Here is a 13,438-nt window from a genome sequence, read left to right as displayed (position 1 = left end):
TCAACTCACCATTTCGACAGTGCGCGGTCGAGCGTCTCGGCCAGTTGCTCGGCATTGTCCCTGGAAAAGGGCAGCGGCGGCCTGATCTTCAGCACATTGCCGCGCGGACCGCAGGACGAGATCAGCACGCCGTCCTCGCGCATGGTTTCGACGACGGATGAGGTCTTGGCAGCGGCCAACGCCTGATCGCCCTCCGCCGTCAACTCGACGCCGAAATAGAGGCCGTTGTGCCTGACGTTGGCGACCATGCTGTGGCGGCCTTGCAAGGAATCGAGCAAGTCGCGTGTATAGACGCCAACCATCCGTGCATTCTCGATCAGCCCCTCGCCTTCGATCACCTCGAGGACGGCGATGCCGACGGCGGCGGTGACCGGATTGCCTCCGAACGTGTTGAAATAGCCGGTGTTCGAACCGAACGAGCTCACCAGTTGGGGTCGCACGATCACCGCGCCCATCGGATGTCCGTCGCCGATCGGTTTGCCCATGGTGACGATGTCAGGCTCGAGGCCATAGTTGGCGAAGCCCCACATGCCCTGGCCGAGCCGGCCGAAGCCGGACTGGACCTCGTCGGCGATGACGATGGCGCCGGCCTTCCTGACGTGATCCGCCGCCTCGCGCATGACAGAAGCATCGGGGAAGAAAATGCCGTCGCTGGAAAAGGCGGAGTCGAGCAGCAGCGCCGCCGGGCGGATGTTTTGCGCGCGCATGTCCTCGATGGCGGCGGCGATATTTCCGGCGAAATCACGCGCGGCGTGGCCATGGTCGCGGAACGTGTCCGGCGCTGCCACGGTACGATGCTGCGCGGGCACGCCTTTGGCTCCGACCGCCGCCGGCGAGAGCTGTGCTGTCGCGATGGTGGCGCCATGATAGGCGAAGTCGGTGACGATGACGCCGGTGCCGCCGCTCGAATGCTGGGCGATGCGGATGGCGAGGTCGTTGGCCTCGCTGCCGGTGCAGGTGAACATGGCATGGCCGAGATGGGGCGGAAGCGTGCCGAGCAGCTTTTCCGCGTAGTCGAGGATGATCTCGCTGAGATAGCGCGTGTGGGTGTTGAGCGTTGCGGCCTGCCCCGACAAGGCCTCGACGACGCGCGGATGGCAGTGTCCAACCGAGGCGACGTTGTTGTAGGCATCGAGGAATTTGCGACCATGGGCGTCGTAGAGCCAGACACCGCTGCCACGCACCAGATGGATCGGGTTGCGGTAGAAGGCGCGATAGGTCGGCCCAAGCAGCCTGGCGCGGCGTTCGAGCAGCGCGCGCTCGGCATCGGCGGAGGCACTTGCGGGCGAGGACTGGGACACGAGCATCTACTCCGGATTGGAATGATCGAGAAAATAGCGGCGGGCATCCGCGGACGACAGTTCGTCCAGCCGTTCCAGCGAGGCCCAGACCTCGGTGATGAGGCGCAGGACATAGTCGCGTTTGGCCGGGAACCGTTGCGCCTGCCAGCTGGCGATGTTGGCGATGAGAGCAAGCCGGGCACGAATGAGGTGGAAGAGGATGCCCAGCTCTTCGCTCTCCAGCGGCTGTACCGATTGATAGCCGGCGACAAAGCGTGCCGCGGGCGCCAGCGGATGACCTTCAGCCGGCCAGCGATAGACGGCCCCGATGGCGAGATCGCAGATCAGCGGCGAGTGGATCATGTCGCCGAAATCGAGGATGCCGCTGACCACTTCCGGCCGCGAGCCGTCCATAACCACATTGTAGGAATTCATGTCGTTGTGGACGATCTGCGCGCGCAGCCCGGGAATCACAGGCGCGGCATGTCGCTCGAAGGCGTCGATGACGCGCTCGACCATCGCCCGGTGACGGATATCGGCGATGTGAGCCAGCATTGGCCGCGTCTTGGCGACCTTTCGGATGTCCCACAAAAGGTCGCCGCCGGCGGCCGGATGGAAGAAGCCGCGCAGTGCCCGCCCAAGCCGGGCGAGGAAGATGCCGAGATTGCGGTCCTGCGCCGCCGATGTCGGGGTGCGAGACAGCAACTGGCCGGGCAGATAGGTGACCAGCCGGACGATGCGCGGCGCCGATCCGTCGACGCTGGCCATAAACTGCGCTTCGCCTTCGAGGCTCTTGCGCACCGAGGGAACCGGCATGGCCGGGTCGACCGCCAGGATATGGTCGAGCGCCTTGTTCTGGAAATCGGTGAAGCCGGCCTCTTCCGCCGGATGCGAGACCTTCAGGACGAACTCGCCCTCGCCTTCTGTCTGGATGTGGAAATTGTGGTCGCGTTCGCCCGGCAGCGGGCGCACCGTTCCGGTGAGCCCGTAGTGCTGGCGCAACAGAGCCAATGCGTCCGTGATCGAAACATCCGGCGCATCCTCGGCGAGCGTTTCGCCGAAGGCATCCGACAGGCCCGCGTTCATGGCCTGGCCTCGGGCTCGATGGGTTCGAGACCGCACCATTCGGCGATGAAGAGCGCAATGGTCTGGGTGACCTTGCGCACGGAGTCGAGATCGACAGCCTCGTCATAGCCGTGCGGCATGCGGCAGATCGGGCCGTAGACGATCGCCGGCGTGTCGGCGTAGAGGCCGAAGAAGCGCGCATCCGTGGTGGCCGAGGTGACATATTCCGTCAGCGGCTCGCCCCACACGGCGGTATGGCTACGCCGCAGCACGGCCTCCATCTCGTCGGCGCCTTCGAGCACATAGCCCTCGGCCATGAAGCCGTTATAGGTCATCCTCGGCGGGCGATTGGCCAAGAACGGATCGGCGCGCGCCGCATCGGCGATGCAAGCCTCGAGCTCGGTCCTGGCGTCTTCCAGCTTCTGGCCGGGATAGGTCGCGACCCGCATCTCGAAGACGCAACGCGCCGGAACGCTCGACGTCCATTCGCCGCCCTCGATCTTGCCAAGGTTGAAGCGGATGGGATGCGGGTGATCGCAGAAATGCTTGTCATCGACCTTGCGTGCGTTCCAGACGATTTCGAGCTGCTTCAGCGCCTGGATAACGAGGAAGGCCTTTTCGATGGCATTGGCGCCGGCCGAGAAGGCGCCCGACGCGTGCTGCGGGTCGCCGTCGACCTCGACCCGGAACCAGATCGGGCCGACCTGTGCGCGCATCAATCGTGGTTCCAGCGGCTCGGGAATGAAGGCGGCATCGGCACAGTAGCCGCGTTGCAGGCAAGCAAGCGCGCCATTGCCGGTGCACTCTTCCTCGACCACCGACTGCAGGTATACATTCGCGGCCGGCTGGTAGCCGAGGCCGCGCAAGGCGACCAGCGCATAGAGGCAGGCCGAAAGGCCGGCCTTCATGTCGCCGGCGCCGCGGCCATGCATCCAGCCGTCCTCGATGACGGGGTCGTAGGGCTCTCGCACCCAGCGGTCGAGCGGTCCCGTCGGCACCACGTCGATATGGCCGTTGAGGATCAGCGAGCGACCGGTGGCGTTTTTCGGCGTATGGGTGGCGACGACGTTGAACGCGTCATCGTAGGAAACCGCTACGGGTGAGAATCCAGGCAGGTCGCGGATCGCATCGATATCGACGCGCCACATGTCGACCGCATAACCATTGGCCTCATACGCAGCCGCCATGAAGGACCGGGCGGCATGTTCCTCGCCGCGCTGCGAGGGAAAGCGCACGAGATCCGCCAGGAAGGCGAGCTGGCGGTCGAAGACGTCGTCGACCGCCTTCAAAATGGCCTCGTCCGCAACTCGCTCAGGCATGATATTTCTGCTTTTTCGTGGATGGTGTATCATATCTCATATGCCACTATCCGAAAAGGCAAGGAGACAGGTGGGCCAAAATCATGGCCCACCGCTGGAGCCTCTTGGCAGGTCGTCGCAGAGTTGGCATCAGCTTCTTATAGGCCGGCAAGGCCATGCGGCGGAAGATCGAGGACAGATGCAAGTTACCGAAGGCACATTGCCGGATGAAATCACCGATCTCGCGTCCGGCTACCGGCGCGTGCCGGCCGGCAAGATCGTCAATGCAGTGACGTGGATGGAGGCGCGTGCCCCGACGCCAGATCTCGCTCGACCGCTGGCAATGACCCGCGTCACCAAGCCCGATCCCGCAATCTACCGTGCAGTCTTCCTGGGAATCGGCGCTCCCTGGCTCTGGGACCGCGCCGCCGAAATGTCGGATGCCGACATCGCGGCGCATTTCGCCGACCCTCGGCAGCACATTTATTATGGCCATGACGAAAGCGACGGCCATGTCGGCATGGCCGAGTTCCGCGTGGCCGACAGCAACGAAATCGAGATCACCTATTTCGGGCTCTTTCCCTCCTCGACCGGCCGCGGCCTCGGCAAACGGCTGATGGCAGGCGCGCTCGATCAGGCATGGCGCCTGCATCCACACCGCATCTGGCTGCACACCAGCAGCATCGATCATCATAGCGTCATCGGCTTCTACAGGGCCTGCGGCTTTGAGCCCTACGCGGCCGGGTTCGAGATCACCGACGATCCCCGGATCAAGGGAACCCTGCCGCGCGATGCAGCTCCGCAAATCCCGTTGATCGAAACGGAATGGGTGCCTGGCGCCAGATGAGACCGTCTTCGCGGCCGCGGACGGCATCGGCTACGAAATCGTCAAGGATTTCGGCACGATCGCGCCGGTGACGCCTTACTGCAAATTGTAGAGCTTCCGGCTGCGCTGCGATCTGGACTTTGTCCACGTCGCGCAGCCGTCATATCGGCAGGCATCATGTCGCCCGCGGCGCCGGCAGTCGCTCGCGCAGTTCGTCGACGAGCACCCTGGTGTTTTCGGAATAGTCGATGGGCACGACGACGAGATGCACGCCGCCGCCGGTGAAGGCCTGTTCCAGCGCCGGCCGCAAATCGGCGATGGCACGGACCTTGGTTCCCCTGGCGCCATAGGCCTCGGCGTACTTGACGAAGTCCGGGTTGCCGAAGGTCATGCCGAAATCCGGGAACTCGTCCACCGCCTGCTTCCACCGGATCATGCCATAGGCATGGTCCTCAAGCAGCAGCACGACGAGGTTGAGGTTGAGCCGGACAGCGGTTTCCAGTTCCTGGCTGTTCATCATGAAACCGCCATCGCCGCAGATGGCCATGACACGGCGCTTGGGATAGAGCATCGCCGCCATCATCGCCGACGGTAGCCCGGCGCCCATCGTGGCCAGCGCGTTATCGAGCAGCAGCGTGTTTGCCATGCGGGTGCGGTAGTTGCGCGCGAACCAGATCTTGTACATGCCATTGTCGAGGGCGAGGATGCCGTCCGCCGGCATCACGGCGCGCACGTCATGCACGATGCGCTGCGGCGTGAAGCGGTCTTCCGTGGCGCGCGCGGCGATCCGGCTCAAAATGCCTTCGCGCAGCGGCAGCAAGGCCTGAGCGTTGGGGATCTTGCCTTCGACGCGATCAGCCAGCAGCGCCAGCGAAGGCCCGAGGTCGCCGACGATCTCGGCTTGCGGAAAGTAGACCTGCTCGACATCGGCCGACTGGTAACCGACATGGATGACGTTCGGGCCGTTCGCCCCCATGATGAAGGGCGGTTTCTCGACCGTGTCGTGACCGATGGTGATGATCAGATCGGCCTGCTCGATGGCCTCGTGCACATAGTCACGCTCGGAGAGCGCCGCCGTTCCCATGTAGAGTTCGGTGCCGCCGGGCACCGTGCCCTTGCCCATCTGCGTGGTGAAATAAGGTATTTGCGTGCGCAGCACGAACTGGGCGATGTCAGGGGTCACGCGCGGGCGCGATGCCGCCGCGCCGAACATCAGCAGCGGACGCCTGGCTTCGAGGACCATGCGGGCAGCGCGATCGAGCGCGTCCGGGCTGGCTATGGGCAGGTCGACCGGATGCGTCGGCACCAGCGCGACGGGCTCGCACTCGGCCGCCGCGATATCTTCCGGCAGCTCCAGATGCACGGGGCCGGGGCGCTCTTCCTGGGCGACGCGGAAGGCCTCGCGCACCAGCGACGGGATCATCTTGGGCGAGACGATCTGGCGCGACAGCTTGGTCAGCGGCTTCATCGCCGCGACGATGTCGACGATCTGGAAGCGCGCCTGCCTGGACGACAGGATACCCTTCTGGCCGGTGATCATGATCATCGGCATCGCGCCGAGAAGCGCATAGGCAGAGCCGGTCGTCAGATTGAGCGCCCCGGGGCCGAGCGTGGTGATGCACACACCCGCCTTTCCGGTGAGCCTGCCATAGGTGGCGGCCATGAAGGCGGCCGCCTGCTCATGCCGGGTCAGGATCAGTTGTATCGACGAGCGGCGGATGGATTCGACGATGTCGAGATTTTCTTCGCCCGGAATGCCGAAAATCCGATCGACCCCTTCGTTCTCGAGGGCCGCCACGAACAAATCCGAACCCTTGGTCATGAACCGTCTCTCCTGCGATGCGGGTATCCCGTCAGCCATCATGGCACCGGAATGCGACGCCTCAAAGAGCGCAAGCCTCCTTTGCCGGCGATCACGCCACCATTTCCTGCAAGGCGGCCGCCAATGCGCTGCTCGAAGCGCGATGGCGAACAAATCATTTCTTCTGGGCAATATCGCCCTTGAAGGCGTCGCTCTCCGTTCCTAAATCCCGAATGCGGGCCGGGCCCCTCTGACTGTCGCTTTTGGCGACCGTGATGTCGGACCGCTATAACGGGCCCCTTTCCATTCTTTTCGGTTGAGCGGGCTCATTCCTTCATTGGTTCGGAGCCCCTGATGACATCATCTCTCCTTGGCATGGTTTGCCCCTCCTGCCGCGTCGCTCTAGTGATGAGCGAACGCCAGGGCATCGAGATCGACTACTGTCCACAATGCCGCGGCGTCTGGCTTGATCGCGGAGAGCTCGACAAGATCATCGAGCGGTCGAGCAAGGACGCGGCTCCCGCACCCCAGTCGCAGCCAGCACCATTCGCTCAGCCGCAATACAGCCAGGGCCGCGATGACGATTATTCCCGCTCGCATGGTCAACGCTATCCGAAGCGCAAGAAATCATTCTTCGAAGAGCTGTTCGACTGACCGCACGAGGCCGATCTTTCAAGACCGGCGTTTGCCGAAAACGTCCAAACCACATCGATAAAGGTAACCCCGATGATTTCCCGCACAAGCCGATTCGCCACGCTCCTTGCCGGCCTGTTCCTCGCATTCTCCATGGTCGCTATCGATCATGCGGAGGCTCGTCGCGGCGGCAGCTTCGGCAGTCGCGGCACGCGCACGTTCCAGTCGGCGCCGCCGACCAGGACCGCGCCGGCGCCGACCGCCCCGGTCGAACGTTCGATGACGCCCAATACTGGCGTGAATACTCCGGCCCGGCAGCCGCAGGCCGGCCTGCAGAGGCCCGGCTTCTTTAGCGGCTTCGGGGGAACCATGATGCGCGGCCTGCTGATCGGCGGCCTGGTCGGGCTGCTGCTCGGCCAAGGCTTCGGCGGCCTGGCCGGCATGTTCGGCTTCCTGCTTCAGGCCTTGCTCATCGGCGGCGCAATCATGCTGGCCATCAGGTTCTTCCGGTCGCAATCCGCGCGTGGTCCCGCGCTTGCCGGAGCCGGTAATGCCCAGGCTTCGCGATTTGAGAACCGCGCAAATGATACGGACACCGCACGCCCGTTCACGATCCCCGGCTTTGGCGGCGGTTCAGGCGGGAACTCCCCGGCCACCGGCTCCGAGGAGATCACGCTAGCCCAATCCGATCTCGACGCGTTCCAGCAGTTGCTGACCGATGTGCAGGAAGCCTTCGGCCGCGAAGACCATGCCGCGTTGCGCCGGTTGGTGACCCCCGAAATGGTGTCCTATCTGTCGGAGGAATTGGCCGACAATGCCCAGAAGGGTCTGAGGAACGACGTGTCCGACATCGCCCTGCTGCAGGCCGACATCGCCGAAAGCTGGCGCGAGGATGACCGCGACTATGCCACGGCCGCACTGCGCTACGAGTCGCGCGACGTGACGCGCGAACGGGCCAGCGGCAAGATCGTAGAGGGCGACGAGGACCATCCGACGGAAACGACGGAGCTGTGGACTTTCACGCGTCAGAACGGCTCGAGCTGGAAGCTCTCGGCAATCCAGCAGGCCTGATCCGGATCATATCCGGCGCCCGAGGACGACTTTGGGTACTCAAGTCACGATCTTGACGCACATTGGCGTGCCGATCTCGATGGCCTTCCCGGTGTCGGTCAGCATGCCGCTGTCGCTATCGCGGGCGAAGATCGAGATGCGGTCCGCGTTCTGGTTGGCGGAAAACAGGTGGCCGCCCGACGGCGTCAGCGCGAGGTGGCGCGGCGTCGCACCGCCGCAGGGGGTGTTGCCGACGAGGCTCAACGCGCCGGTGTTCTGGTCGACGGCCATGATGACGACGCTGTCATGGCCACGATTGGAGCCGTAGACAAAGCGGCCATCCGGCGAGGTCTGGATATCGGCGCAGTGGTTGCTGTCGCGGGATTCGGCCGGCACCGCGGGCTTGGCGTCGATGATCGAAAGCTCGCCCGACGCGTCGTCCAGCGCCATCGACACTACGGTCGAATCCAGCTCGTTCATGACAAAGACGAAGCGCCCGTTTGGGTGCAGCGCGACGTGGCGCGGGCCGGCGCCCGGCGGCAAGGCGGATTCGGCTGACTTCGTCAGGCTTCCATCTGGCCCGATCCGATAGGACACCAGCCTGTCGATGCCGAGGTCGGCGACGATCGCCGTTCCCCCGCCAATGGTTTCGGTGACGCTGTGGGCGTGGGAGCGCTCCTGGCGTGCCGCGTTCGGGCCGCTGCCTTGGTGCGAAACGCTGGCGAGCGGCGCAGACAGTGCGCCATGTTTGTCCAAGCCATAGACAACGACGGCGCGATCCGGGCCGCCCTCACCCATGCCGTAATTGGCAACCAGCAACTTGGTGCCACCGCGCGTAATGGTGTTGTAGGCGGTGATGCTGCCAAGGGAGGGCTGCTTGTTGAGGTAGTTCAGCTTATTCGAGGCGCGATCGAAGCTGTAGGCGGAGACAGTTCCCTCGCGCCAGGTGAACACTTCCGAATTGACATAGATGCGCGAGCCATCCGGGGTGACCGACAGGAATGTCGGGTTGTCGACGTCATTGGTCTCAGCCAGCTTTCGGATTTCCAGCGTCTGCTCGTCGAAGCTGTAGACGCCCAGGCCGACGCCGCGCGCGCCCTGAAAGTAAGGCGCCTCCCTGTTCAGGCTGCCGACAAAGACCAGACACGCATCGCTCATGATTCCCTCCCTGCCCGGCGGCGCTTAGGTGCGCGCGAGCACTAAAATTTCGCCTGTCCTCGCTTGCAACGCAACCCCATATGTGAAAATACTATTTACAAAAGAAGATTGACGGGAGGAGACGTCGTGCATTCAGACGCCTTGACGCGTGTTCGAGCGATCGCCCGGAGCCTCCCGCGAGACCGCCGGAGCCAGCCATGAACACTTTCGCCCCTACCGTTGGCGTCGCCTCGACCTATCCCAAGAATATGCCCGAAGAGCACGCCGCCCTGCCGGTGTGGAACGCGGAGAACTGGTTCTACGAGGACTGGCCGGTCGGCCAGAAGATCCGCTCGTTGCGGCGCACGATGGCGGAAGGCGACAGCCATCTTTTCAACACGCTGGTGCTCGACATCCATCCTTACGTACAGGACCAGATGTTTGCCGAAAGCGAAGGCATTTTCGGCAAGCGGCTGATCGCCGGCGCTTTCGTCTTCTCGGCGGGGTTGGGACTGGTCGCCACCAACTGCGTCAATGCCTTTTCCTACGGCTACGACAAGCTGCGGTTCATCAAGCCTGTCTTCATCGGCGACACGATCTATTCGATCCGCTCCAACCTCGACAAGAAGCCCCGTTACAAGGAGATGGGGCTGATCCGTGCCAGCTATGAGGTGTTCAAGGGCGAAGGCGAACTCGTTCTCTACTGCGAGCATCTGCAGACGGTGAAGTACCGCAACCCGGCCGATTTCGTCGGCAAGACGGAGAAATGACGATGCCGGCAGCAGCCGAATTGCCGCTTGCCGGCCTCGTCGTCGTCGACATGAGCCAATTCCTGTCCGGGCCCTATTGCTCGCTCAGGCTGCTCGATCTCGGCGCCCGCGTCATCAAGGTCGAACGCCCTGACGGTGGCGACCTGTCGCGCCGGCTCTATCTCAGCGACACCGAGATCGGCGGCGATTCCACCATCTTCCACGCCATCAACCGGGCCAAGGAAAGCCTTGCCATCGATTTGAAGAACGAGGCGGACCTGAAGGTGTTGCGCGGGCTTCTGGGCAAGGCCGATGTGCTGATCCAGAACTTTCGGCCGGGGGTCATCGAGCGGCTCGGCTTCGACTACGAGGCCGTGCGCAAGATCAATCCGCGCCTGGTCTATGCCTCGATCAGCGGCTACGGTGAAGAAGGCCCGTGGGTCAAGCGCCCCGGCCAGGACCTGCTGGCGCAGTCGCGCTCCGGCGTCATGTGGCTGAACGGCGACGAGGACCAGGGGCCGGTGCCGTTCGGGCTCGCCATCGGCGACATGCTGGCGGGCGCCGCCTGCGCGCAAGGCATCCTGGCCGCGCTGGTGCGGCGGGGCATCACCGGTCAGGGCAGCCATGTCGAGACCAGCCTTCTGGAGGCACTGGTCGACTTCCAGTTCGAGGTGCTGACGACGCATCTCAATGACGGCCGCCGCTTGCCCAGGCGCTCCAGCTTCCGCAGTGCGCACGCCTATCTGTCGGCGCCTTACGGCGTCTACCCGGCCAAGGACGGCTACCTCGCCATCGCCATGACACCGATCCCGAAACTGGCCGATCTGCTGTCGCTGAACGAACTGGCGCCATATCGCGACAAGCCGGCATCCTGGTTTACGGCCCGCGACGACATCAAGGCGATCATCGCGCAGAAGATCGCCACCAAGACGATCGACGAATGGCTTGCCGTTCTGGAGCCCGCCGACATCTGGTGCGCCAAGGTGCTGACCTGGCCGGAAATGCTGGCGAGTGAAGGTTTTCAGTCGCTCGACATGCTGCAGACGGTCTCGCGCGAGGACGATGTTTCCATCCTCACCACGAGTTCGCCGCTCAGGGTCGACGGCGTCAGGGCCAAGGTCGATCGGGCGGCCCCTCGCATCGGCGAGCACAGTGCGAAAATCCGTGCGGAGTTCGGCTTGTGACTACGCTCAAGGGCATGACCTGGAGCCACCCGCGCGGCTACGACCCGATGGTCGCCTGTTCATCCCTTTGGGAGCAGAAAACCGGCGTTGCCATAGAGTGGGACAAGCGTTCCTTGCAGGATTTCGAATCCTTCCCCGTCGAGGAACTGGCGCGCGCCTACGACCTGATCGTCGTCGACCATCCCCATGTCGGCCAGATCACGGCGGAGCGCTGTCTCGAACCCCTCGACGTCGCCGACCGCGAGGCTGAGCGCGCCGCCCTTGTCGCAGGCAGCGTCGGCCAGTCCTATCCAAGTTACACCTGGCAAGGCCGGCAATGGGCGTTCCCCATCGATGCGGCGGCGCAGGTGCAGGCCTGGCGGCCGGATGCGCTCGATGCGCCGGCAGCGACCTGGAGCGAAGTGCTCGATCTTGCCCGGCAGGGCCGTGTGCTGCTGCCGATGCGGCCGCCGCATTGCCTGATGACCTTCTACACGCTGGCAGGCAATCTGGGGCATCCCTGCGCGACCGATCCGGCGCGCGATCTGATCGATGTCCAGACGGGCAGCGAAGTCTTCGAGAGAATGCGCGAGATTGCCGCGCTGCTCGATCCGGCCTGTTTCGAGATGGATCCGATTGCCGTCTCCGAGCGCATGGCGGAAGCCGGCTCCCGGATTGTCTGCGCGCCGCTCATCTATGGTTACGTCTCCTATGCGATGGCCGGGTTTCGCCCAAATCGGCTGGCCTTTGCCGACATCCCGGTCATCGGGAATGCTGGCCCGGTCGGCTCGGCGCTCGGCGGTACCGGGATCGCGGTATCGGCGTTTTCGAAGGCCAGGAAAACCGCGATCGACTTCGCCTACTGGATCGCCAGCGGCGACGTGCAGCGCGGTCCTTATGCCGCTGCGGGTGGTCAACCCGGCCACGCCGCCGCATGGGAGGACCGGGCCGTCAACGAAGCGACCGGCAATTTCTACAGGGATACGCGGGCGACGCTCGAGGGCGCATGGGTGCGGCCGCGCCATGACGGCTACATGGCGTTCCAGCAGGCGGCATCCGACCGCATCAATTCCGGCATGACTTCAGGCCATCCGGCCCGCCAGGTCGTCGCCGATCTCATCAGCCTGTTCCGGGAAAGTAACCCGGTGCAGGTGTCCGGCACTGCCGGTGGAGGAGCCTGAACCAGAACCGAACGGAGGAGACAAGAATGAAAAACACGATCCGCGGCCTGCTGGCCGCAACCGCACTCGCCTCAGTTGCAACGACCGCCTTCGCCGAGGATGTCCAGGGTGTCATCGGCGGACTGCCGACCGAACTCAAGGCGCAGTACGATGGCGCGCCGCAGAAGGTGCTGCCTTCGGCGTGGGACAATTTCAACCCGCCGCCGAAGCCGTGGAAATGGTGCCACTCGGAGTCCTATCAGGGCAATCCCTGGCGGGTCACCGTCACCAAGGAGTTGAAGCGTCTGGTCGACGGCCTGATTGCCGACGGCACGGTATCCAGCTTCGAAGTCTCGGATTCCAACAACGACGCCAGCCAGCAGATCAACCAGATCCGCGCCTTCATCGACAAGAAGTGCTCGATCATCACCTCGATCCCGGGCTCGGCGACGGCGCTCGACGATGCCATTGACGCGGCTGCCAAGGCCGGCATCCCGTTCATCACGGCTGCTGGCTCCGTGACCAGCCCGAACGCGATCAATGTCGATTCCAACTATGCGCGCTGGGGTTATGACATGATGACGGCGATCGGCAAGGCCGAGCCGAACGGCGCCAGCATCCTCCTCGTCGAAGGCATTGCAGGCCACCCGATCGTCGTGCAGGAGCGGCAGGGCGCGGACAAGGCGCTTGCCGAAAATCCGAAGCTGAAGGTCTCGCGCACCGTCAACGGCAACTGGACGGCCAATGTCACCAAGACGGTCGTGCTGCAGGCGATCGCCACCAATCCCGCGCCGATCGATGCGGTGTGGACCACCGGCAGCGAAAGCCGCGTCGTCGCCGAGGCCTTCGCCGAAGCCGGCCGGCCGGCGCCGCTGATCACCGGTTCGATCACGGGTGACGCGCTCGGCTACTGGAAAGCCAATCCCGACAAGTACCGTTTCGAAGGCCACGCGGTGCTGCCGCACTGGACCGCCGAGACGCTGTTCCGGGTCGGCGAGCGTATGCTCGACGGCCAGAAGCCGAAGCTGAACACGCTGCTGATCCCGATCCCGCCGGTGCACAACGCCGATCTCGGTGCCTGGTACAAGGACTGCATGACGACGGATGCCGTCTCGATCTTCCCGATCCCGCCGAAGGACCCGATGCCGGAGGAATGGCTCGACGCCTATTTCTCGAACCCGGCGCCGACCAAGGGCTGGGATTATTCGAAGGTACCCGACGCCTGCGCAAAGTGACGCTTGCGACAGACAAACTCAACGAGCCGGCTCCTTCCAGG

12 protein-coding genes are annotated in these 13,438 nt (G+C 64.1%); 7 read left to right on the top strand and 5 right to left on the bottom strand.

All coding sequences use genetic code 11. The annotated features are described in order from the left end of the window. Window positions 1–5 precede the first annotated feature (5 nt). Genes LB556_RS16940 through LB556_RS16930 form a run of 3 tightly spaced genes read right to left on the bottom strand, consistent with a single transcriptional unit; the run spans window position 6 to window position 3,664 of the window. Window positions 6–1,307 carry an aspartate aminotransferase family protein gene (locus LB556_RS16940; RefSeq protein ID WP_224568874.1) on the bottom strand — a complete coding sequence of 434 codons (1,302 nt, stop codon included), beginning with the start codon at window positions 1,305–1,307 and terminating at the stop codon, window positions 6–8. Continuing rightward, window positions 1,308–2,366 (bottom strand): phosphotransferase, encoded by a 1,059-nt coding sequence (locus LB556_RS16935; protein ID WP_224568873.1) that lies wholly within the window; start codon window positions 2,364–2,366, stop codon window positions 1,308–1,310. Then, entirely contained in the window at window positions 2,363–3,664 is a 1,302-nt protein-coding gene (locus LB556_RS16930) for an ArgE/DapE family deacylase (RefSeq protein ID WP_224568872.1), read from the bottom strand. Before LB556_RS16930 ends, LB556_RS16935 begins: the two co-directional genes overlap by 4 nt. Before the next feature lie 178 nt (window positions 3,665–3,842). Between LB556_RS16930 and LB556_RS16925 the strand changes: the two genes are divergently transcribed. After that, the gene (locus LB556_RS16925) at window positions 3,843–4,490 is read left to right on the top strand and encodes a GNAT family N-acetyltransferase (RefSeq protein ID WP_224568871.1); all 648 of its coding nucleotides are present in this window, start codon (window positions 3,843–3,845) and stop codon (window positions 4,488–4,490) included. Window positions 4,491–4,644: 154 nt separating this feature from the next. On the opposite strand, the gene LB556_RS16920 is transcribed toward LB556_RS16925, so the two are convergent. Next, entirely contained in the window at window positions 4,645–6,291 is a 1,647-nt protein-coding gene (locus LB556_RS16920; protein ID WP_224568870.1) for an acetolactate synthase large subunit, read from the bottom strand. Between the two features lie 333 nt (window positions 6,292–6,624). Between LB556_RS16920 and LB556_RS16915 the strand changes: the two genes are divergently transcribed. Beyond that, window positions 6,625–6,924: a zf-TFIIB domain-containing protein gene (locus LB556_RS16915; RefSeq protein WP_224568869.1), complete on the top strand. Its 300-nt coding sequence runs from the start codon at window positions 6,625–6,627 to the stop codon at window positions 6,922–6,924. Between the two features lie 72 nt (window positions 6,925–6,996). Then, window positions 6,997–7,974, top strand: coding sequence for a Tim44 domain-containing protein (locus LB556_RS16910; protein ID WP_224568868.1), 978 nt, complete (start codon window positions 6,997–6,999; stop codon window positions 7,972–7,974). A gap of 39 nt (window positions 7,975–8,013) precedes the next feature. On the opposite strand, the gene LB556_RS16905 is transcribed toward LB556_RS16910, so the two are convergent. Further along, window positions 8,014–9,111: a lactonase family protein gene (locus LB556_RS16905; protein ID WP_224568867.1), complete on the bottom strand. Its 1,098-nt coding sequence runs from the start codon at window positions 9,109–9,111 to the stop codon at window positions 8,014–8,016. Window positions 9,112–9,308: 197 nt separating this feature from the next. Between LB556_RS16905 and LB556_RS16900 the strand changes: the two genes are divergently transcribed. From LB556_RS16900 to LB556_RS16885, 4 genes are read left to right on the top strand one after another with little or no spacing between them, the layout of a single operon-like run. Further along, a complete protein-coding gene (locus LB556_RS16900; protein ID WP_224568866.1) occupies window positions 9,309–9,860 on the top strand; it encodes a MaoC family dehydratase in 552 nt (183 codons plus the stop codon). A 2-nt stretch (window positions 9,861–9,862) separates the two neighbouring features. Continuing rightward, window positions 9,863–11,023 (top strand): CaiB/BaiF CoA transferase family protein, encoded by a 1,161-nt coding sequence (locus LB556_RS16895; RefSeq protein WP_224568865.1) that lies wholly within the window; start codon window positions 9,863–9,865, stop codon window positions 11,021–11,023. A gap of 14 nt (window positions 11,024–11,037) precedes the next feature. After that, window positions 11,038–12,183, top strand: coding sequence for an extracellular solute-binding protein (locus LB556_RS16890; protein WP_224569084.1), 1,146 nt, complete (start codon window positions 11,038–11,040; stop codon window positions 12,181–12,183). Window positions 12,184–12,209: 26 nt separating this feature from the next. Beyond that, window positions 12,210–13,397, top strand: coding sequence for an ABC transporter substrate-binding protein (locus tag LB556_RS16885; RefSeq protein WP_224568864.1), 1,188 nt, complete (start codon window positions 12,210–12,212; stop codon window positions 13,395–13,397). Window positions 13,398–13,438 lie beyond the last annotated feature (41 nt).

The sequence above is a fragment of the Mesorhizobium sp. ES1-4 genome, assembly GCF_020164745.1.
Lineage (GTDB): Bacteria > Pseudomonadota > Alphaproteobacteria > Rhizobiales > Rhizobiaceae > Mesorhizobium.
This window is presented reverse-complemented; position numbering and strand designations above follow the sequence as displayed.